Source organism: Nocardia sp. NPDC055165 (assembly GCF_053606985.1).
Genome location: NZ_JBSGSS010000001.1, coordinates 46,435 through 66,887 on the forward strand (window position 1 = coordinate 46,435; position 20,453 = coordinate 66,887).

Sequence of the window (20,453 nt, forward strand, 5' to 3'; positions counted from 1 at the left end):
GACTAGAGCTGTCAGCTCCGCTTACGCACTATTTCGCCTCGATCTCAGGCAGGCACCGGGCTGACCGGCGTCACAGACAGCGGGCGGCGCACGATCGGCGCGATGGTCGCCGCGATCTCGCCGATCGCTCTGGCGGGCGCGCAGTGCGGGTCGGTGTCGACGAACGGAGCGCCCTGATCGCCCGCCGCGCAGACCACCGGATCGAACGGGATCCGGCCGATGACCGGGCAATAGGTGTCGAGCAGGCCGCTCAGCGCGCGGCTCACCGCGGTGGCGCCGCCCGCGCCGAAGAGGGTCTGCCGGGTGCCGTCGGGACTGTCGTACCAGGACATGTTCTCGATGATGCCCGCCACCCGCTGACCGGTCTGCGCGGCCACGGCGCCCGCGCGTTCGGCGATGCGAGCCGCGGCGTGTTGCGGGGTGGTGACGACCAGCAGCTGCGCGGTGGGCAGCAACTGGGCCAGGGAGATGGCCACATCGCCGGTGCCCGGTGGCATGTCGATCAGCAGAATATCCAGTTCGCCCCAGTACACGTCGTTGACGAACTGCTGCAACGCGCGGTGCAGCATCGGCCCGCGCCAGACGACGGGGGCGTTGTCGTCGACGAACATACCGATCGACACGACGCGCACACCGAATGCACTGGGCGGCATCATCATCGACTCGACCAGGGTGGGCGCGGTGGTGATGCCGAGCATCGCGGGTACCGAGTGACCGTGGACATCGGCGTCCATGAGACCGACGCGTAATCCACGTCGAGCCAGCGCGACGGCCAGATTGACGGTGACACTCGACTTCCCGACGCCGCCTTTGCCCGAGACCACGCAGTACACGCGGGTCGGTGAATCCGGTTGCGCGAGAGCGGCGATACTCTCCGATCCGGGTCCCCGGAGCTGGATTCTCAGGCTACGGCGCTGCTCCTCGCTCATCACCCCGAAGTCGATCTCGACACCGGCGACGCCGGGCACCGCGGTGACGGCGGCGCGGATGTCGTCACTGATCTTCGTCCGAAGGGGGCATCCTGCGACGGTGAGCAGGATGCCTACCGCGACACGACCTGCTCCGTCGATGTCGATGGTCTCGACCATGTTCAATTCGGTGATGGGACGGCCGATCTCGGGGTCATCCACTCCGGCGAGCGCGGTCCTGATCTGTGGTTCGGTCGGTGATGTCATGGGCTCCTCCTCACTGGACCGAGCTGGCGTGCAGCATGTCCGCGCGTTCGACGACCTTGATCCGCTCGCGTCCTTCGGATTCGCCCAGCGCGCGTTCGTGAGCGTCCAGTCGGTACCAGCCTTCCCAGGTGGTGAAGGCAATGCCCGATGCGGTGAGATGTTCGGTCACCGCATCGGGGTGTGGTCGCGGCGCCGGTGTCAGCCGGGCCTGATCGGCCAGCAGGCAGGCAACGGTTTCGGCGGCGTCGCCTTTGGTGTGGCCGATCAGGCCGACGGGGCCGCGTTTGATCCAGCCGGTGACGTACACCCCGTCGAGGTATCGCGCCCCCTCGTGCCCGTTCGGGTCGATCAGCACGCGCCCCGCCTCGTTGGGGATGGTGCCGGTGCGGTCGTCGAACGGGATGTCGGCGACATCTTCGGAGCGATAGCCGACCGCCCGATAGACCGCCTGTACGTCCCACACCCGAAATTCGCCGGTGCCCTTGACGTTGCCGGTGCCGTCGAGCTGGGTGCGTTCGGTCTTCAGGCCGACGACCTTGCCGTCGGCGCCGAGGACCTCCGAGGGCGATTCGAAGAAGTGCAGAAACAGCTTGTGCGGGCGGTCGCCGTGGTCGCGGATGGCCCACTGCTCCAAGGTGTTGGCGACCATGTCGACCTGCTTGGAGTTACGGCGCGCGGCTTCGGAGCCCTCGTCGTAGTCGATGTCCTCGGGGTTGACGATGACCTCGATCGTCGGCGAGTGATCCAGTTCGCGCAGCTCGAGGGGCGTGAACTTGGCCTGCGCGGGACCACGACGACCGAACACGTGGACCTCGAGGGCCTTGTTGCCCTTGAGACCTTCGTAGACGTTCGGCGGGATCTCGGTCGGCAGCAGTTCGTCACCGGTCTTGGCGAGCACGCGCGCGACGTCGAGGGCGACGTTGCCGACACCGAGGACGGCGACCTTCTCGGCCTCCAGGGGCCACGAACGCGGGACATCGGGGTGGCCGTCGTACCAGGACACGAAGTCCGCGGCGCCGTAGGAGCCGTCGAGGTCGATGCCGGGGATGGCCAGGGCGCGGTCGGCGTTGGCGCCGGTGGAGAAGATGACCGCGTCGTAGAACTGGCGCAGGTCGTCGAGGGTGATGTCGGTGCCGTAGTCGATGTTGCCGAGCAGGCGGACCTGGTCTTTGTCGAGGACCTTGTGCAGGGCGGTGATGATGCCCTTGATGCGCGGGTGATCGGGGGCGACGCCGTAGCGGATCAGGCCGAAGGGCGCGGGCATACGCTCGTAGAGGTCGATGCTCACTCCCCTGTGTTCACCGGCATCGGACTTCATCAACGCGTCGGCGGCGTAGATACCGGCGGGCCCGGCGCCGATGATCGCTACCCGCAGTGGAGTTCTCATTTCTCGTAGCCCGCGACGAACGGCGTGTCCACGCCGAGCTCACCCACCGCGCCCGCGCCGCCCGGCGAGCCGAGCGCGGTGTCGCGGCCGGGCAGCGCCGTGTCGAAGAAGGCCGCGTTCGTGGCGACGAAACCTTCCTGGCCGGCCGGAATGTCACCGTCGAGGTAGATCGCCTCGACGGGGCAGACCGGTTCGCACGCACCGCAATCCACGCACTCGGCCGGGTGGATGTAGGCCATCCGGTCGCCGGTGTAGATGCAGTCGACGGGGCATTCCTCCACGCACGCGCGATCCATGACGTCCACGCAGGCGGCTCCGATGACGAAGGTCATGGCTGTAGTTCCTTGTCGTTGGGCTCGCCGAGGGCGGCGAGGATTTCGTAACGCAGCCGCGCGAATTCGGGTTCGAATCGGGCGCCGGGTGCGCGTGGTGCGGCGATCTCGATGACGCGCTGGATGCGGGCGGGGCGCGGGGTGAGCAGGACGATCCGATCGGCCAGCAACAGCGCCTCGTCGACGTCGTGGGTCACGAACAACACCGTGGTCCGGCGCTGCTGCCACACCGAGATGAGCAGGCGCTGCATATCGGCGCGGGTCTGGGCGTCGAGAGCGCCGAACGGTTCGTCCATCAGCAGCACGCGTGGCTGCGCGGCCAATGTCCGCGCCAGCTGCACACGCTGACGCATACCGCCCGACAGCGCACCGGGCAGATGGTCACCGAAGTCGGTGAGCCCCACCAGGTTCAGCAGTTCCCGGGCTTCGACGCGCCGGTTGCGCCGTGACACTCCACGCAGTTTCAGCGCGAATTCGACATTGCGCCGGGCCGTGCGCCACGGCAGCAGCGCGTCCTCCTGGAACACCATCGAACAGTGCTGGGCGCTGGGCCCACCGTCGACGGTGACGCTGCCGCCGATCGGCGGCAGCAACCCGGCCATCGCCCGCAGCACCGTGGACTTGCCGCAACCCGACGGACCGAGCAGAACCACGATCTGGCCGGCATCGACGTCGAGATCTACTTCGGCGGCGAGACTTTCGCCGTAGGCGATGCGCAATTTGTGCAGCCGTACCGCGGCGCCGGCGCTCATCGCTGCGCCCTGGGCAGCCACCGGTTCACCCGGCGCCCCGCCAGTTCGACCAGCCAGGCGGTGAACCAGCCGAGCAACCCAATGGTGAGCATCCCGACGATCACCCCCGGATAGTCCAGGAGCCCGTAGGACTGCCAGGTGAAGTACCCGATGCCGAACTGACCCGAGATCATCTCCGCGCTGATCACACAGATCCAGGCCACGCCCATCGCCACCGACAGGCCCGAGAAGATGCCGGGTAGCGCACCGGGCAGGGCGATCTGGAACAGAATGTCGCGTCGACGCGCGCCGAGGGTGTGGGCCGCTTCCTCCCACACCTTGGGCAGCGCGTGCATGGCGTGGATGGTGCTCACCGCGACCGGGAAGAACGCGGCGAAGAAGGTGATGAACACGATGCCCTGTTCCCCGGTCGGGAACAGCAGGATGGCCAGGGGCACCAGTGCGATCGCGGGGATCGGCCGGAACACCTCGAGTACCGGCCGCACGAGTGCGCTGACCACGGCCGAGCGACCGACCGCCATGCCGATCAGCACGCCCGACACCGTGGCGAGGCCGAAGCCGATCAGGATGCGGCGGGTGCTGGAGAAGATGTCGCGGTAGTAGGTGGCCGCACCGAGCTGCGTACGAAAGGAGTCGAATACTTGTGCGGGCGTGGGGATCTTGTCGAAACGCAGCCAGAACACGACCTGATTGGTGGTGAGCAGATACCAGGCCAGGAGCAACGCGGCCAGTGGCACGGCGGTCAGTACGGCCCTGCGTGCTTTACGGGGCACGATGAATCGGGTGGGTGAACTCGGTGGTGCGGTGGCGATGTCGGGCTTCGCGACGGGCGCGGTGCGGGGTTCGGCGGAAACGGTCATGGTGAGCCTCCTGGTCTCACGTGACGGATCTAGCGGGCCTTCAGTGCTGCCTGGTAGTCGATCACCGTGGCGCCCGGATGGGCGGCGGCGTACTGCTGTGCGGCGGCACCGGTCGCGAAGGGCAGCAACCGATCGTCGGGGCTCGCGGTGGGTTCGCTGACCCAGGTCGCGGTCGCGGCGAAGAGCCGGGTGCCGGTGCTGTGGTCGGGCACGTAGGCGGCGCGGACGGTGCTGCCGGTGGCCGCGATCTGTCGCAGCAGACAGGTCGGGGTCTTGGCGACGGCGGTGGTCGTGGCGTCAGCGAACCACACCTCCGAAGCGGTGGGAAGGCCGTCCACCGCTCCCCCGCACGCGGCATCGGTGCCGCTCAGTGGTGCGGGAGCCGCCACCGACGCGCGGGCGGCGTCGTAGCCGGGACCGTAGACGGTGCGCAGGTAACGGTCGTCGACGAACTCGCCGAGGTTCAGATCCGACAGCGCGCCAAGGCTTTTCAGGAACGGCAACAGTGTGCCCAGAGCGTCCACCTGTTGGGGTTTGATCGTCGGATCGAAGCTCACCAGGCCGTTCGGGCCGTTGTAGAGATACACGACCTCGGCAGGCAGCCCGGTGATCTCGGCGACGCGCTGTGCGGCCGCCAGTGGGTTCTGATTGAGGTAGTCGGTGGTCTTGCGCACCGCGGTGAGGAACGCCGTGACGATATCGGGGTTACCGGTGCCGAAGCGCTCGCTCGCGACCACGGCGTGGAAGGTCGGGATGCCGGCGCTGCCACCGTCATAGAGCAGCTTGGCTTTACCGTCGTAGACCAGTTTCTGTGGCCACGGCACGAATTGGGCCAGCGCGGCCACCTGATCCCCTTGCAGCGCCGAGGCACCGACGGCCGGATCCTGACCGAGCAGCTTCACATCGTCGAGAGTCATCCCGGCGGCCGAGAGCCCGGTGGCGAGCATGCCGTGCGCGGCCGACCCCACGCTGGTCGACACGATCTCACCCCGCAGGTCGGTGATCGTGGCCGCCTTCGAATCCGTCGGTACCACGATCTGATTCAGCGAACCGCGCAGGTTGTAGCCGGTGACGGCGATCAATTCGGACTTCACGTCGGCGTGGTCGCGAGTCTTGGAGCCGTTGACCAGGATCGGGGCGTCTCCCATCGACCCGATGTCGACCTGGCCCGCCAGCATCTGCGCGGTCAGCGGTGGGCCCGCGGCGAAGTCCTTCCACTCCACCTTGTAGGTGAGCCCTGTTGTCTTGCCGAGTTCGGCGAGTTCGGCCTCGAAAGTGCCGCGATCACGCAGCAGCGTGCCCGCGGTGACGGTGTTGATCGTCTTGGACTGGTAGCCGATGTTCACGGTGACGGTCTTGGCGTCGTCGGCGCTCCCGCAGCCGGTGGCCAGGGCGGCCACCGCGGCGATGCCGAGCAGCAGCGCGGGGATTCGGGTGCTCATGGTCGGCTCTCTCAACGCAACAGGAACGGGATGTTCACGGTGACGGCGCCGACCGGGCACCGCGCGGCACACGGCCCGCAGTACCAGCATTCGTCGACGTGCATGTAGGCCTTGCCCGAATCCGGGTGGATGGCAAGGGAATCGAGTGGGCACATGTCCACGCAGAGGGTGCAGCCGTCGATACATTTCGCTTCGTCGACCGAGACGGGGACATCGAGACGGGCATTGGCCTGGGCCATCAGAGTTCCTTTCCAGAGTTGGCGATGCCGATGCGAGCGAAGGCGCGGACGTCGGCGTCCGGGTCGTCGAGCGCGGCCTGCAGCGCCGTGGTGATGTCGCGTCGTTCGGCGATCCGCTCGGCCAGTGCGCGCACCGCCGCCTTGCGAACGTCGAGGTTGGGATCGGAGACCGCCGACAGCAGCGGTGCCGCGGCGAGTTCGGGGTCGGCGGCGGCCAGGGCGATGGCCGCCGCCTGTCGGACCTGCCAGGCCGGGTCGGTCATCGATGCGGCGGCCGCCGCGGCAGCGTGTTCGTCGCAGCCGGTCCCGGCCAGACTCGACAGCGCGGCGGCGCGGACAAGCGGTCGGGGGTCGGCGGCGAGGACGAGCAGGGTCACCGCGCCGCGTGGATCACCGATCGCCGCAACACCTTTCGCCACTGCGATGCGCACGTCCTCGTCTTCGTCAGCGGCGCCGAGGCTCAGTTCGTCGAGAGCGTCGACAGAGGTGAGCCCGCCCACGACGGTGCGACGAACCGCCGCGTTCGGATCGGCGAGCCACCCCGCCAGCTCCGCCGCACCGGTCCTGCGGTGCCGCCACAGCGCCTCGATCGCGGCCGCGCGCACCGCCGGCTCCGCTGCGGTGACGCAATGGCGCAGCGCCGCATCGAATTCCGGACCGGGCACGATGACCTCGAGGAGTTCGGTGAGCAAGCCGATGGCGGCGCGACGCACGTCGACATCGACATCGGCCAGTGCGGTGGCGAAGATCGGGGCGGCCTCGGCCCAGGCGTCGGTGGTCTCGCTGAGCACCGACAGCGCCGTGCGGCGCACCTCCGGGTCGGGGTCGGTGATGAACGGGGTGAGTTCGTCGAACTCGGGGCACTCGTCGGCCAGTTCGAGCAGGGCCAGCAGGCGGGCGCTCATCGGACATCCCTCACGTCGAGGTCGCCGACATCGCACGGGCCGGGCACGGGTGTACTCATCGCGTACCCCACGCGCCGACGAGTTCGGGTGCGGAGACGTCGGCGACGCCGTCGGGACGGACGAAGCCCGGCACCGGCACGATGTAGGGGGCGACCGGCCTGGTGCGGAACTCCATCGCACCGGTGGCACCGCGATACAGGTTCAGATGACAGAACCATTCGGCATCGTTGCGCCCGGGCCAGTCGGCACGCTGATGGTAGAGCCCCCAACGGCTTTCGGTGCGCCGCAGTGAGGCCCGGGCCGCCATTTCGGCGCAGTCGCGAATGAAGGTCACCTCGGCGCAGCGCATCAGTTCGTGCGGCGTCCGGCCGCCCATCGCGGCGATGTCGGTGTTCATCCGTTCGAAGGCCTCGACGCCGAGCGTCAGATACGACTGCGCCTTGGGCGGCTGGAGGTAGTCGTTGACGAAGCGCCGCAGTTTGTACTCGACCTGGGTTTGGGGTGGGCCGTCGGGGTTGCGCAGCGGGCGGTAGATCAGCTCGTGGGCGGCCTCGATCTGATCGATGGGCAGCTCTGGATGTGCTGCGCCACGCGCGAATTCGCTCGCGTGCTCACCGGCGATGTCGCCGTAGACGAAGGCGCCGATCATGTAGTTGTGCGGAACCAGCGCCATATCGCCCGCCGCGTAGAGGCCGGGCACGGTGGTGGCAGCGTGTTCGTCGACCCAGACTCCCGAGGCGGAATGCCCACTGCACAAACCGATCTCGGAGATGTGCATCTCGATGTCGCTGGTGCGGTAGTCGGTGCCGCGGCCTTCGTGGAAGGTGCCGCGGGTGGGTCGTTCGGTGGTGTGCAGGATGCCTTCGATCTCGCGGATCGTGGCATCGGGCAGGTGGCTCAGTTTCAGGTAGATCGGGCCGCGGGCGCTGTCGAGTTCGCGCTTGACCTCGGCCATCATCTGACCGGACCAGTAGTCGCAGTCGACGAAGCGATTGCCTTCGGAGTTGACCTGGTACCCGCCGAACGGATTGGCCACGTACGCGCAAGCAGGACCGTTGTAGTCCTTGATGAGCGGGTTGATCTGGAAGCACTCGATACCCGAGAGCTCGGCACCGGCGTGGTAGGCCATGGCGTAACCGTCGCCGGCGTTGGTCGGGTTCTCGTAGGTGCCGTAGAGGTAGCCCGATGCGGGCAAGCCGAGCCGGCCACACGCTCCCGCTGCCAGGATCACCGCGCCTGCCGAGATGGTGACGAATTCGCCGGTGCGCGTGTCGAATCCGACCGCGCCGACCGCGCGTCCGTCGACGGTGAGCACCCGCACCGGCATGACCCGGTTGCTGATGGTCACCTTGGATCGGACGTCGCGGGCGCGCAGGGTGCGGTAGAGCACCTTCTTCACGTCGCGCCCCTCGGGCATCGGCAGGACATAGGAGCCGGAGCGGTGCACCTTGCGGACCGCGTATTCGCCGTGCTCGTCCTTCTCGAATTTGACGCCGTAGCCCTCGAGGCGCTGGACCATCTCGAAACCCCGGGTGGCGGTTTCGTAGACGGTGCGCTGGTTGACGATGCCGTCGTTGGCGACGGTGATGTCGGCGACGTAGTCCTCCGGGCTCGCCTTGCCCGGGACCACGGCGTTGTTGACGCCGTCCATGCCCATGGCGAGTGCGCCGGAGTGCCGGACGTGGGCCTTCTCGAGCAGCAGCACGCTGGCGCCGTGGCGGGCGGCGGTGAGCGCGGCCATGGTGCCCGCCGTGCCGCCACCGACGATCAGGACGTCGCAGACCAGTTCTCGCCGGTGGGTCAGCGGTGGAATCTGCATGGGGATCAACCCCTTTCGTGGTTGTCGCGGGTGCGCCGCGGGGTCACCGGGATGCGGTCGAGCCGCCCGGACAGGGAGAACCGGTCGCCGCGATAGCGGATGTATTCGAGATCGACGGGCCGACCGGAGTCGGTGTAGGTGAGCCGTTCCAGGAACAGCAGCGGAGATCCCGCACGGACCTGCAACAGTCCGGCGACGGTGGGATCGGCGGCGACCGCCTCGATTGCGACCGCGGCTGAGCCCAGCGGCAGGCCGAGTTCGGCTTCGAGCAGGCCGAACACGTCGCACCCGGTGAGGTCTTTGTCCAGGAGCGGGATGCCGACGTCGGCGGTCAGGTAGCTGGCGTCGAGCGAGAGCGGCGCCCCGTCGAGGTAGCGCACCCGTTCCAGGGCGACGACCGGGTCGCCGGGCTGGAGCTCGAGCCGTTCGGCGACCAGTGGCGTGGCGGGCACGACCTCGGCGAGCAGGACCTGGTTCACCACCCGGTCGCTGCTGGTCTCGAAGGTTTCGGCGAGGCCGCGCAGGCGGTCGAGGCCCTGTACCGCCTTGTCGGCGACGACGAAAGTACCCGCACCGGGGACGCGGTCGATCAGGCCTTCGTCGCGGAGCAGGGTGAGCGCGTCGCGCACGATATTGCGGCTGGTGGCGAAGTCGGCGGCGAGCTGGGCTTCGGCGGGCAGTGCGCGGGTGCCGTAGACGCCGCTGCGGATACGTGCGCGCAGGATGTCGCGGATGCGCCGGGCCGGTGCGCTGCGTCTGCCCGAACCCGGATCGGGGGGCCGTGGCCTCGCCGAGGAGGTGGGAGTGGCTGTCATGCGGCAAATGCTGCGAACGCCGCGTTACGACGGACGTTTCGGGCAATTACCGGGTGGTTACGCCAGTTCCTGGCCGTTGGCGAGGGCCGTGACCTGCGATGATTCCGACGCCACTACGAATCCCACCACCACCGCAGTGGCCGGACCGCCCCCTGTGCGGTCACTGCGCTCGGAGATGGAGGTGGATCGTGTCGCGTACCCAGCACCGGTACCGGTCGAGCGACCAGCCTCGTTCGTTGACGAGATTGCCGTAGGTTCCGGTGTTGACGAGGCCCCACAGCATGTCGGCCACCGCACCGACATCGACCTGCTGCGGCAGTGCGCCCTCTCGCTCGAGTCGCCGCCCGAGATCGAGCAACTCGCCGTAGCGATCCGCCTCGCGTACCCGCAATGTCTCCTCGACCTCCGGGTACTGGCGCCGAGCCACCACCAGCGCCTCGTGAATCCGCCACACTCTGGATGCGACCTCGACATCGGCGGTGATTGTCGCGTCGAGTGCCTCCCACGCGGTCATCGTGTCCGTGACCGGATGCCGTTCGAGAACCGGAACGACATCGGTGGCGTAGATGTGCAGATGCAGGGCCGTCAACAGCTCGACCTTCGAGGGGAAATGCAGGTAGATCGCCTGGCGTGAGACCCCCGCCTCTTTCGCGACCGCTCCGAGGCCGGCGCCGTGATAGCCGTGTTCCTCGAACATCGCGCGCGCCGACTCGAGGATCTGAGTCCGGGTTTGGGGTCGTCCGCCACTTGACACGCTGTCAACCTTACCGTACTTTACAAGCTGTCAAGCAATCTCCGAGGAGGAACGCCATGGCTCGCTACCTGATCACCACCTGGGACGGTGCGGGAAACCTGGTCCCGACGCTCGGCATCGCCCGCGAGCTGGTCGATAGCGGCCACGATGTCCGAATACTCGGACACGAGACGATCGCTCAACGATGCGCCGATGTCGGCGCCCGCTTCGTCACCTTGACCCAGAGCGAGGGCTGGGACGCGATGGACACCCCGGACGACTTCGAAGCCGAGGTGAAACTCATGATCGACCAGCTGTGCTTCAGTTCCGCGATCGCGCGGGACCTCGCCCGGGAGCTGGACCGCGAGCCCGCCGATGTGGTGATCGTCGATTGTCTGCTCTTCACCGCAATCGACGTCGCGCTGGCCTCGGGCACTCCGACCGCGACGCTGTTCCACACGGCGTACAGCATCTTTCGGGGCGGACCACTGGTCGAGATGTTCACGCCGGGTATCGCGATCGCGAACGCGGCACGCGCGGACCTCGGCCTGCCCGCGATCGAAAGTCTCGCCGAGATCCACGACGCGTGCGCGCAGGCGCTCGTCGCGGTGCCCGAGGAGTTCGAGCCCGACGTTGCGGACGCAGCCAATGTGGTGCGCATCGGGCCAGTGCTCGACGCGCCCGCGTTGTCGCGCGAGATCGACGAGGTCGATGTCGGTGACGGTGCGAAGCCACTGGTTCTGGTCGCACTGAGCACGAGCGAGCAAGGTCAGGCCGATCTGTTGCAGCGCTGTGTCGATGCGGTCGCGCGGATGCCGGTGCGCGCCATTGTCACGACCGGGGCGGCGATCGACCCGGCGACCGTGCGTGCGGGGGTGGATACCCAGATCGTGCGGTACGCGCCACACGCCGACATCCTTCCTTCGGCATCACTGGTGATCACCCACGCCGGACTCGGAACGACCATGGCCGCGCTCGGTCGTGGCGTGCCGCTGCTGTGCACCCCGATGGGCCGCGATCAGTTCTTCAACGCAGAGCAGGTCCGAACCCTCGGCGCGGGCCTGATGCTGATGCCCGACGCGAGCAGCGAGGTGATCGCACAGACCGCCGCACAGATCCTCGGCGAGAGCAGCTTCGCCTCGTCCGCCGAACAGTTGGCCGTCGGCATCAGCGCATACGGCGGCGCGGCGAAAGCCGTTGCCGTGCTCGAGGCGCTCGGGTGACGCTCAACCGCGCGCGTTCTCGAGCAGCGCGGCTCGCTCCACGAGCAGTTCGCCCGGCCCGGCCGGTGGGGTGTTGCGGCGCCAGATGGCCCGAAATTTGCGCGTCAGCCGGGCGGCCTCGGCCGAGGGGACTTCCACCAGGGTGCCGGTGACGAGGTCGGGTGCGGCGATCAATCGACTCAGGACCGCGGGTGCCATGCCGGTTCGGGCGGCGGCCACGATCGCGGCGGTAGACCCGAGTTCGGCCGCCGGGCCCATGGGTGGGGCCGCGGTGGCGAGCAGGTCCCACACGGTGTCGCGGGTACCCGAACCCGGTTCGCGCCACAGCAGCGCGGTGCCTGCCAGCTCGGTCAGCGTGACCGGGGTCTTCCGTTGCGCCCATGGATGATTCGGCGCCACGACTACGACGAGGTCGTCGGCGCCCAGCACGCGGCTGCCGAGCCCGGCCGGTGGATGCGGGCCTTCCACGAAGCCCAGATCGGCGGTGCCGTCCCGCACGAGGCCCGCGACCTGGGTCGAGTTCTCGACCTCGAGGGAGATCACGACCTCGGGGTGATCGGCGCGCAGTGCGGCCAGCCAGTGCGGAATGCGGTGGTCGGCAATGGTTTTGGAGGCGGCGATGCGCAGGCGTGGCGCTTGCGCGGCGCGCAGGCGGGCGACGTCGTCGACGAGGTCTGTGACAGCGGCCAGGACGGTGCGCGCGTGGGCGACGACGGCGCGACCCGCGTCGGTGAGTTCGGAGCCGGTCGGCGCGCGGTCGAGCAGCTTCACGTGCAGGCGGCGTTCCAGTGCGCTGATCCGCATACTCGCGGCCGGCTGACTGACCCCGTGCCTGCGGGCGGCGGCGCCCAGACTGCCCAGCTCCGCCACCGACACCAGGAGATCGAGGACCTCCAGGTCGGGGGTTCCGGGTGGCAGGGTCATGGCCCGATTATGGGTGACGGGTGGCGCGACGCCACATCAGCCACCGTAGCCGTCGTGATCGTGACCGAATCGGCCTCGCAGCTTCTTCGCCACACCGTAGAGGGCGAACACCGGTTTCAGTGGCATCCATTCGCCGAACCGATACTCCCGGCCAGGGACCAAGCGGGCGGCCAGTTCCGGGCTCTGTTCAGCGAGATAGGCGCGGGCGGTCTCGGCATGCGTCGGCAGCGAGACGATCTTGATCCGGTCGACGTCCTTCAGGTACGGGATCGCGAAGGCGATGTTCTCCCAGGTGGACCGGCTCGACTCCTCCAAAACGAGTTCGCCCTCGTAACCGCGGGTTTCCACGGCGTAGCGGCCCATCATCGCCGCCTCGGTCTCCGGTCCCGCGCAGGCACCTCCACACAGCACGAGGCGAGTCTCGGACGCGTGCGGATCGATGGATCGTAGACCGGCGCGCACTCGCCAGCGGTTCATGCCGTTGGCACGCGAACCGGTGTTGCGATATCCGAGGACCACGACGGCCTCCGACCCTGAGCGTGGGGCTCCGACGCCCCGACGGGAGGCCCGTCGATTCGCCCATTCGCCCCACAGCATCACTCCGACACCGGTGGCGATCGTCAGCCGGGTTCGTTTCCGCACGTCTCCAGCAAACCACACACCCCGTCGGCAGGGCCATAAGCCGAAATTATGACCACCTGCGAATTCGCTCTCTACCTCGGGCTCCTGCGTACCGCGAAGGTGAAGGAGTGAACCGCGCACCCGCTCTCGCTCCCGGCCTGATCCTCGCCGCGCTCCTGGCCACCGTGGCCACGCCGTTCGGCAAGGCGCTGCCGATGATCGGCACGCCGGTGCTCGCGCTCGGCGCGGGCGCCGTCGCCGGGATGGTGCTGCGCCGCAAGGACGTGACGGGCGAGACGTTCGGCCCTGGGCTCGACGTTGCCCGCCAGCGCTTGCTCGGGCTGGCGATCGTGCTGCTGGGGCTCGGCCTGCCGCTCGGGTCGGTGATGAGCGTGGGGCGCGAGACGGCGGTGGTGCTGATCGGGACGCTGCTCGTCGGCGGTGTGGCGGCGTTCTTCGTGGGACGGATGCTCGCGGTGGACAAGGAGTCGGCGACCCTCATCGCCGTGGGCACCACGATCTGTGGCGCGTCCGCGATCGCCGCCGCCACCGCGGTCCTGCGGCCCGACAAACAACGGGTCGCCTACGCCCTGTGCACCATCTTCATCTTCAATGTCACGGCCGTGCTGGTGTATCCGCCGCTGGGCCGCGCTCTCGGCCTGTCACAGGAGGCGTTCGGACTCTGGGCGGGCACCGCGATCAACGACACGTCGTCCGTCCTGGCCGCCGGCGTCATCTTCGGCGCGGGCGCCGCACAGTTCGCCGTGATCGTGAAGATGGTTCGCAGCCTCGCCATCATCCCGCTCTGCGTCGGCCTGCACGTCGGCCGCCGCCACATCGCCGAGGACACCGATCTCCCCCAGGCCTCCCTGCGCCGGGCGGTCCCCCTGTTCGTGATCTTGTTCCTGGCCGCCTCCGTCATCGCGGGCCTCGGCATCGTTCCCACCGAGCTCACCGCACCGCTCGCCACTGTCAGCGGTTGGCTGATCGCCGCCGTCCTCGCCGCCATCGGCACCTCGCTGAGCATCGCCCGCCTGCGCACCGCGGGTATCCGCCCCCTGATCCTCGGTGGCACCCTCGGCCTGATCCTCGGCACCACCAGCCTCGGCCTCATGTACGTGACCGGCTGGTGCTGACAACAACGGCCCCACCGACGTGCGCGCGGGGCCTGATCGGGCCCGCGTCGCGGAGCTAGGATTGCTGGACATCGCAGGTCGGCGCGGACAGGAGGATGTCATGAACAGCGTGTACCGGATCATCGCCACCGCGGGTGCCGCCGCGGCAGTGACACTGGTCACCGCGGGCGTCGCGGCGGCCGAGGACGCCGAGCCACCCTCGTCGCCGTTGGTCGAGTACATCGAGTCGTGGCCACCCGCCCCCGAATGGTGCAACGCGAGGTGGGACCCGATCGAGAACGCCGTCGAGGATTCGATCCCACCCCGGTACGAGCCGGAGTTCGACGCGTTCGACGACTGGTGCGAGGGCGACGCGGACTGACTCGCCCGGTGCGGTGGGGCGGCCGACAGGGCGACCGCCCCATCGATCTATCCCGCCGCGTTGACGGCGTTCATCACCGCTGCCAGCGAGGCCGCGACGACCGAGGTGTCGCGACCGAATGCCCATCCGATGCGGTCCGCCGCTCGGTACTCGACGTAGCTCACGGTGGCGCCTGCGGCGCCCTCACCCACCGAATGCTGGGTCAGGCCGAGGATCTCGATGCGATAGCCCGCCTCGTCGAGTGCGGCGGTCAGTGCCTCGACCGGGCCCACCTCGCGGTGCACCGAATGCCGTTCACTGCCGTGCGCGTCGAGGACGATCCCGGTGGCGCCGTCGGCGATCTGCCACCCCACCAGCGTGATTCGCTGATCGGAGACGGTGTAGGTCTGCTCGAACAGCGTGAACAGATCCTTGGCGGTGATCTCCGCGCCGGTGTCGTCGGTGTGTTCCTGCACCCGCTTCGCGAGGTCGATCTGCAGACGACGTGGCAGGTCCAGACCGTATTCGGCGTGCAGCAGGTAGGCGATACCGCCCTTGCCCGACTGGGAGTTGACCCGGATCACGGCGTCGTAGGAGCGGCCGAGGTCGGCGGGGTCGATCGGCAGATACGGTACCCGCCACGGTGACTCGCGCTCGGTGATGCCCTGGGCCGCTGCCCGCTCGCGATGTTCGGCCATGCCCTTACCGATCGCGTCCTGATGGGTGCCGGAGAAGGCGGTGTGGACGAGATCGCCCACATACGGATGCCTCTCGTGCACAGGCAGGCGGGTGCAGTGTTCGACGGTGCGGCGGATCTCGTCGATGTCGGAGAAGTCGATCATCGGGTCGACACCCTGGGCGTGCAGATTCAGGGCCAGCGTGGCGATGTCGACGTTGCCGGTACGTTCACCGTTGCCGAAGACACAGCCTTCCACGCGTTGCGCGCCCGCGAGCACGGCCAGTTCGGCGCAGGCGATACCGGTCCCCCGGTCGTTGTGCGGGTGCACCGACAGGATCACGCCGTCACGGCGAGCCAGGTTGCGGTGCATGTATTCGATCTGGTCGGCGTAGATGTTCGGGGTCGCGACCTCCACTGTCGCAGGCAGATTCAGCGTCACCGGACGCTGCGCGCTCGCCTGCCACAGGTCGGTGACCGCGTCGCAGATCTCGAGGGCGAAATCCGGTTCGGTCAGGTTGAACACCTCCGGCGAGAACTGGAAGCGCACGCGGGGCAGCTCGCCCGCCAGTTCCAGCACGTCGCGGGCACCGGCGACGATCAACTCGCGCAGTTGCGCACGATCCTTGCCGAGGACCACCTCCCGCCAGACCGGCGCGGTGGCGGTGTACAGGTGGATCACCACCTCGTTGGCGATACCGCGCACCGACTCGACGGTTCGTTGGATCAGGTCTCGCCGCGCCGGGGTGAACACGACCACGGTGACGTCCGGCGGGGCGATCGAGGTGTCGGCCAGCAGGCGCACGAAATCGAAGTCGGTCTGTGATGCGGACGGGTAGCCGACCTCGATCTCCTTGTAGCCCATGGCGATCAGGAGCTCGAAGAACCGGCGTTTGCGCGCCGGGTCCATCGGTTCGGCCAGCGCCTGATTGCCGTCACGCAGGTCGACGGGCACCCACAGGGGCGCGGTGGTCAGCCGCGCGTTCGGCCAGTCGCGTTGTCCGACAGCAACATCCACGCGCCGATGGACATCGCGATATCGAGACGAGGGCATTGCCGAGTGACGCTGGCGATTCCACGCGGGCGCGCCGTCGGCGACAGCGCCCGAGGGGGTGGTCAGGGTGGGGAATTCGGTCATGACTTGCTCTGCTTCCCGGCCCACTTCGGGCCACGAGACGACGGCGACCGGCCATGACGGAGCCCCACGGCGGGGCGGCCGGTCGGTCAGGCCCCGCCGTGGCGGCCGAGAAGAAGCGCGGTGTAGGTCATGATGGGTACACTTCTACCACAACTCCTCAGACAAGTAGAGAGGTTTGCCGGTGGTATCGCAGGTACGACGTCAGCCGCTGGCCGCACAAGCGGCTGAACTACTGCTCGCGCGGATCCGCGCGGGCGAATGGCCACTGGGTCATCGACTACCGGGTGAGACGCTGCTCGCCGCCCAGCTGGGGGTCGGCCGCTCGACGCTGCGCGAGGCGATCAGAGAGCTCGCGGGCAAAGGCGTGCTCGACAGCAGGCAGGGCTCCGGGGTCTTCGTCACCGCGCTGGACGTGTCCGAGGACTGGGACGTCGTGCTGCGCGGCGCCACCATCGCCGCGGTGATCGAGGCGCGCATCGCGATCGAGGCCGAGGCCGCCGCCCTCGCGGCACAACGGCGCACGCCTGCCGATCTGCGGGCCATCCGGCGTGCGCTGGCCGGTCGTCGTGCCGAGGGCCAGACCGTCGCCGCGCACGTCGATGCCGATATGGCCTTCCATCGCGCGGTGATCGTGGCCGCGCACAACGATGTGCTCACCCAGCTGTTCGACAGCTTCCTGCCGCGGCTGCGCCTGGCCATGATCGACATGCTCGAGTTGCGCCCGGTCCGCTCCGAGGAGGCCGACCACTGCGCGCACGAACAACTCGCCCAGGCGATCGCCGACCGAACTCCCACTGCCGCAGCGGAATTCAGCCGCACCCACCTGTCCGCCCTGAAGGAGGCCTTCACATGACCGCCGCCCCCGTGATCGAGCTCGACGACGTGACCTTCCGGCGCGACGGCAAGAAGATCATCAACGGCATCTCACTGACCGTCCGGGCCGGTGAGCACTGGGCCCTGCTGGGCCCCAACGGTGCGGGCAAGAGCACGCTGCTCGGCTTCTGTGGCGCGGTCACCTTCCCCACCACCGGCGCGGTGCGGGTGCTCGGCGAACAGTTCGGCCGGGTGGAGCTGGCCCGGCTGCGACGCTCGATCGGCCACGTCAACCCGCGCCATCCGCTGCGCTATGCCCTCACCGTGCGCGAGGTCGTCCTCACCGGTATCACCGGCACCATCGATACCCCTATGCGCTGGTCGCCGACCTCCGAGGACCTCGCCCGTGCCGACGCGATCATCGACACTCTCGGTCTGTCCGGCAAAGCCGACGACAGCTGGCCCACCCTGTCCCAGGGCGAACGCGGCCGCACCCTCATCGCCCGCGCCCTGATCAGCGACCCCGATGTCCTGCTCCTGGACGAACCGTCCACCGGCCTCGATCTGGCCGCGCGCGAGCAACTCCTCACCACCATCGACACCCTCGATCGCACCCACCCCGAGGTCGCCTCGATCCTGGTCACCCATCACCTCGAGGAACTCCCCAGCACCACCACCCACGCCCTCCTCATCGCGAACGGCCACACCGTCGCCGCGGGCCTCGCCACCGACGTCATCACCACCGACCACGTCTCCACCGCCTTCGCCCACCCGATCGAAGTCCGCTACGACGGCCGCTGGAGCGCCCGCGCCCGCTGACCACCGGATGCCCACTCGGGCAACGCTTCGCGCGCCGCGAGCCACTCCTGCGGGATCCCGCGGGTCGTGCCACGGTCCCCGACACCGGTGTGGGCAGCCACGATCCCGCCGACGATCGCGGCGGTGGTGTCGACGTCGCCGCCGGCTTCCACACAAGCGGTGACGGCGCGCGGATAGTCCACGAGGTAGGTGGCGGCGGCCCACAAGGCGAAGGGCACCGTGTCCTGAGCGCTGACCCGGGCGCCGTTGCCGAGTTCGTAGGCCGCTTCGGCTACGGTTCGGCCGAGCAGCTCTCGAGCTCGACGGATTCCGTGCGCGGTGCGCCCGTCGACCAGATTCGGTTCGACGGCCCGCAGCAATTCATCTGGCGCGCAGCCCTTTCCCCGTGTTTGCGCAGCGTGCGCGGCGGCAACCGCCACTGCCATCGCTCCCACGATCGCTTCCGGGTGCCGATGGGTGATCTCGGCGGACAGCGCCGCCTGCACCGCGGCCAGATCGGGATTGCCGGCGAAATGCGCGCCGAGCGGCGCGACTCGCATCGCGGCCCCGTTTCCCCACGATCCACTCCCACCGAAGACAGCACCGGCCGCCTCGCTCCATGGACGCCCGTCTCGAATCTCGTGCAGCACAACAACTGTGCCCGGCCCGTAGCCACGATACGGTTCGCACCGCTGCGCGAACGCGCCCGCGAGGACATCACGATCCACGTGGCCACGCTCACGGATTTCCGCATACACCGAACACGCCATTTCGGTGTCGTCGGTCCATGGCCATGGCGCCGACGGCGGTCGACCCGCGAGAAGATCAGGAACAGAACGACCGGGAACGAAGAACTGCGCACCCAGCGCATCACCAACAGATAAGCCTTGAAGGCTGTCGAAAGCGGGATCGGAATTCGGCATGCTGTGCGTAATCATTGCTCACCCTGGGTAAACGACGCAACACGATCTCCGGTCGGTCAGACCAGCTCGACCTCGTCGAATCCGACGGTCAGCTTGTGTCGGCGCTCGCGCAGGACATTCCCCTCACGGTGGACGGTTCCCTCCCCGAACTCGATTCTCAGCTCCGCGCGCCGCGCGTCGACCTCCCGGACAACCCCGCAGATGCCGCTGAACGGACCTGCCGGGAAATACACGACATCGCCCGGCCCGTAGTCGGTGAACCCCACGGCGCCACTGTAATTCACGTCAGCGGGCATCGCCTTTGTGTGATGGGACAAAGGGGGGAAGGATCGGTTCGTAGAGGTTGCGAGCGCGCCGCCGGTCGGCGTTGTCGAGATCGAGAAAGTAGGCGGACTGCCACTGTTGTGACTGCTGCGCTTGCTTGTTCCGGGTCGCGGACCACGGCGGGTACAGGCGGAACCCGCGTTTGCCGCCACGGCCGGCTACGGAAACGATGCCGTGTTCGACGAGGGCGTTCCGCGGGAAGACGAACTGTCCGACCCGCGATTCCTCGCGAACGGTGATCACCAGGAGGTCGACACCGTCCTCCACGGCGAACGGCTCGGTCGAGCCGTCCTCGGCGCGCTGCCACACGGATACGAACAGACCCGGCTTCGTCGGAGTCCGCTTGCCCACCCGAAATCTCACCGAGCCACGACCGACCTCGGCCACGGATGCTCCGTATTCCGCGTTCTGCGTCTCGGGAACCGTGGCCGACATGTCCAGTCCCAGCTGGGCGATGAGGGTTCGGGCCGCGAGAAGTTCAGGGTGCGTCATCCGAGCCTTCGAAGTCGGGATCGAAGTTGTCGAGGAGTTCGTCGGCCCGGGAGAGCGCTTGGTCCAGTTCGTCGGTGACGGTGTCGAGCACAGACATGCCGTCGAGCATCCCGGACAGTTCGGAGTGCAGGGCGTGGAGTTCGGCGATGGCGGGGTCGACGGTGGTCCAGGCGACGGTGTCGGACCACCAGGTGTCGCGTTGGATCCAGGACCAGACGATGTCGCGGACCAGCAGGGCATCGGTGGTGAACAGCTGACGGTGTTCGGCGCCGGTGGTGTGCTCGAGTTCGTAGGTGCCGTCGTCGAGGTAGCGCGCCTGGATGGAGTCGGCCGGGGTGCGTGTGAGGAGGAGGAAGGGGTGCTCGGGGGCCGGATCGGTGGCGGAGGCGCCGGGTCGGGCGGGGTCGACGGGGTGTGGCTGCGCCGAGCCGTCACCGACGTGGACTACGACTTCGGGCTGGTCGTCGCGCTGGGCACCCATCGGGCCAGTGTGCCGGATCGGCGAACATCGCGAACAGCCGGACCGATGAATCGGTGACGCGTACAGCGTCTACATCGACAGCAGATTTTCTGTCGACAGAGAGGC

The 20,453-nt window shown here is 68.3% G+C and carries 21 protein-coding genes and 1 pseudogene; 5 read left to right on the forward strand and 17 right to left on the reverse strand.

What is annotated here, in order from left to right:
* Window positions 1–44 precede the first annotated feature (44 nt).
* The 10 genes and pseudogenes from ACWFRF_RS00220 to ACWFRF_RS00265 all read right to left on the reverse strand — a co-directional run bounded on the left by ACWFRF_RS00220 (window position 45) and on the right by ACWFRF_RS00265 (window position 10,480).
* Window positions 45–1,175 (reverse strand): Mrp/NBP35 family ATP-binding protein, encoded by a 1,131-nt coding sequence (locus tag ACWFRF_RS00220; protein WP_452448326.1) that lies wholly within the window; start codon window positions 1,173–1,175, stop codon window positions 45–47.
* 10 nt (window positions 1,176–1,185) lie between these two features.
* Window positions 1,186–2,562 (reverse strand): FAD-dependent oxidoreductase, encoded by a 1,377-nt coding sequence (locus tag ACWFRF_RS00225; protein ID WP_452448327.1) that lies wholly within the window; start codon window positions 2,560–2,562, stop codon window positions 1,186–1,188.
* Complete coding sequence (gene fdxA, locus ACWFRF_RS00230) at window positions 2,559–2,894, reverse strand: ferredoxin (RefSeq protein WP_452448328.1); 336 nt, start codon at window positions 2,892–2,894, stop codon at window positions 2,559–2,561. Before fdxA ends, ACWFRF_RS00225 begins: the two co-directional genes overlap by 4 nt.
* Window positions 2,891–3,646 (reverse strand): ABC transporter ATP-binding protein, encoded by a 756-nt coding sequence (locus tag ACWFRF_RS00235; RefSeq protein ID WP_379312253.1) that lies wholly within the window; start codon window positions 3,644–3,646, stop codon window positions 2,891–2,893. Before ACWFRF_RS00235 ends, fdxA begins: the two co-directional genes overlap by 4 nt.
* Window positions 3,643–4,506, reverse strand: coding sequence for an ABC transporter permease (locus ACWFRF_RS00240; protein WP_379312252.1), 864 nt, complete (start codon window positions 4,504–4,506; stop codon window positions 3,643–3,645). The genes ACWFRF_RS00235 and ACWFRF_RS00240 overlap by 4 nt, the downstream gene beginning before the upstream one ends.
* A gap of 29 nt (window positions 4,507–4,535) precedes the next feature.
* The gene (locus tag ACWFRF_RS00245) at window positions 4,536–5,948 is read right to left on the reverse strand and encodes an ABC transporter substrate-binding protein (RefSeq protein WP_452448329.1); all 1,413 of its coding nucleotides are present in this window, start codon (window positions 5,946–5,948) and stop codon (window positions 4,536–4,538) included.
* Window positions 5,949–5,959: 11 nt separating this feature from the next.
* The gene (locus ACWFRF_RS00250; protein WP_378989996.1) at window positions 5,960–6,187 is read right to left on the reverse strand and encodes a 4Fe-4S dicluster domain-containing protein; all 228 of its coding nucleotides are present in this window, start codon (window positions 6,185–6,187) and stop codon (window positions 5,960–5,962) included.
* A pseudogene (locus tag ACWFRF_RS00255) lies at window positions 6,187–8,911 on the reverse strand (fumarate reductase/succinate dehydrogenase flavoprotein subunit). Before ACWFRF_RS00255 ends, ACWFRF_RS00250 begins: the two are co-directional and overlap by 1 nt.
* Window positions 8,912–8,916: 5 nt before the next feature.
* A complete protein-coding gene (locus tag ACWFRF_RS00260) occupies window positions 8,917–9,726 on the reverse strand; it encodes a GntR family transcriptional regulator (protein ID WP_378989994.1) in 810 nt (269 codons plus the stop codon).
* 160 nt (window positions 9,727–9,886) lie between these two features.
* Entirely contained in the window at window positions 9,887–10,480 is a 594-nt protein-coding gene (locus ACWFRF_RS00265) for a TetR/AcrR family transcriptional regulator (protein WP_379312250.1), read from the reverse strand.
* 56 nt (window positions 10,481–10,536) lie between these two features.
* Here ACWFRF_RS00265 and ACWFRF_RS00270 point away from each other — a divergent pair, with 56 nt between their 5' ends.
* Entirely contained in the window at window positions 10,537–11,682 is a 1,146-nt protein-coding gene (locus ACWFRF_RS00270; protein WP_452448330.1) for a glycosyltransferase, read from the forward strand.
* A gap of 3 nt (window positions 11,683–11,685) precedes the next feature.
* Here ACWFRF_RS00270 and ACWFRF_RS00275 read toward each other — a convergent pair whose 3' ends face one another.
* Together ACWFRF_RS00275 and ACWFRF_RS00280 are read right to left on the reverse strand one after the other, a co-directional pair.
* Window positions 11,686–12,606 (reverse strand): LysR substrate-binding domain-containing protein, encoded by a 921-nt coding sequence (locus ACWFRF_RS00275; protein ID WP_378989991.1) that lies wholly within the window; start codon window positions 12,604–12,606, stop codon window positions 11,686–11,688.
* Between the two features lie 36 nt (window positions 12,607–12,642).
* Window positions 12,643–13,248: a YdcF family protein gene (locus tag ACWFRF_RS00280; RefSeq protein WP_452448331.1), complete on the reverse strand. Its 606-nt coding sequence runs from the start codon at window positions 13,246–13,248 to the stop codon at window positions 12,643–12,645.
* Between the two features lie 107 nt (window positions 13,249–13,355).
* Here ACWFRF_RS00280 and ACWFRF_RS00285 point away from each other — a divergent pair, with 107 nt between their 5' ends.
* Window positions 13,356–14,363, forward strand: coding sequence for a YeiH family protein (locus tag ACWFRF_RS00285; RefSeq protein WP_452448332.1), 1,008 nt, complete (start codon window positions 13,356–13,358; stop codon window positions 14,361–14,363).
* A 100-nt stretch (window positions 14,364–14,463) separates the two neighbouring features.
* A complete protein-coding gene (locus ACWFRF_RS00290; RefSeq protein ID WP_452448333.1) occupies window positions 14,464–14,724 on the forward strand; it encodes a hypothetical protein in 261 nt (86 codons plus the stop codon).
* Between the two features lie 47 nt (window positions 14,725–14,771).
* On the opposite strand, the gene ACWFRF_RS00295 is transcribed toward ACWFRF_RS00290, so the two are convergent.
* Window positions 14,772–16,517 (reverse strand): 2-isopropylmalate synthase, encoded by a 1,746-nt coding sequence (locus tag ACWFRF_RS00295; RefSeq protein WP_452448334.1) that lies wholly within the window; start codon window positions 16,515–16,517, stop codon window positions 14,772–14,774.
* A gap of 181 nt (window positions 16,518–16,698) precedes the next feature.
* On the opposite strand from ACWFRF_RS00295, the gene ACWFRF_RS00300 reads away from it, so the two are divergent.
* Together ACWFRF_RS00300 and ACWFRF_RS00305 are read left to right on the forward strand one after the other, a co-directional pair.
* Window positions 16,699–17,370: a FadR/GntR family transcriptional regulator gene (locus ACWFRF_RS00300; protein WP_379312244.1), complete on the forward strand. Its 672-nt coding sequence runs from the start codon at window positions 16,699–16,701 to the stop codon at window positions 17,368–17,370.
* On the forward strand, window positions 17,367–18,149 hold the full coding sequence (locus tag ACWFRF_RS00305; RefSeq protein ID WP_452448335.1) for an ABC transporter ATP-binding protein: 783 nt from the start codon (window positions 17,367–17,369) through the stop codon (window positions 18,147–18,149). The genes ACWFRF_RS00300 and ACWFRF_RS00305 overlap by 4 nt, the downstream gene beginning before the upstream one ends.
* On the opposite strand, the gene ACWFRF_RS00310 is transcribed toward ACWFRF_RS00305, so the two are convergent.
* Genes ACWFRF_RS00310 through ACWFRF_RS00325 form a run of 4 tightly spaced genes read right to left on the reverse strand, consistent with a single transcriptional unit; the run spans window position 18,116 to window position 20,348 of the window.
* The gene (locus tag ACWFRF_RS00310) at window positions 18,116–19,066 is read right to left on the reverse strand and encodes an ADP-ribosylglycohydrolase family protein (RefSeq protein ID WP_452448336.1); all 951 of its coding nucleotides are present in this window, start codon (window positions 19,064–19,066) and stop codon (window positions 18,116–18,118) included. The two genes, ACWFRF_RS00305 and ACWFRF_RS00310, sit on opposite strands and share 34 nt — an antisense overlap.
* Window positions 19,067–19,107: 41 nt before the next feature.
* On the reverse strand, window positions 19,108–19,317 hold the full coding sequence (locus ACWFRF_RS00315) for a hypothetical protein (RefSeq protein ID WP_266289138.1): 210 nt from the start codon (window positions 19,315–19,317) through the stop codon (window positions 19,108–19,110).
* Window positions 19,318–19,336: 19 nt separating this feature from the next.
* Window positions 19,337–19,867, reverse strand: a complete 531-nt coding sequence (locus ACWFRF_RS00320; protein ID WP_452448337.1) for a MepB family protein — start codon at window positions 19,865–19,867, stop codon at window positions 19,337–19,339.
* Window positions 19,854–20,348: a hypothetical protein gene (locus ACWFRF_RS00325; RefSeq protein WP_452448338.1), complete on the reverse strand. Its 495-nt coding sequence runs from the start codon at window positions 20,346–20,348 to the stop codon at window positions 19,854–19,856. Before ACWFRF_RS00325 ends, ACWFRF_RS00320 begins: the two co-directional genes overlap by 14 nt.
* Between the last annotated feature and the right edge of the window lie 105 nt (window positions 20,349–20,453).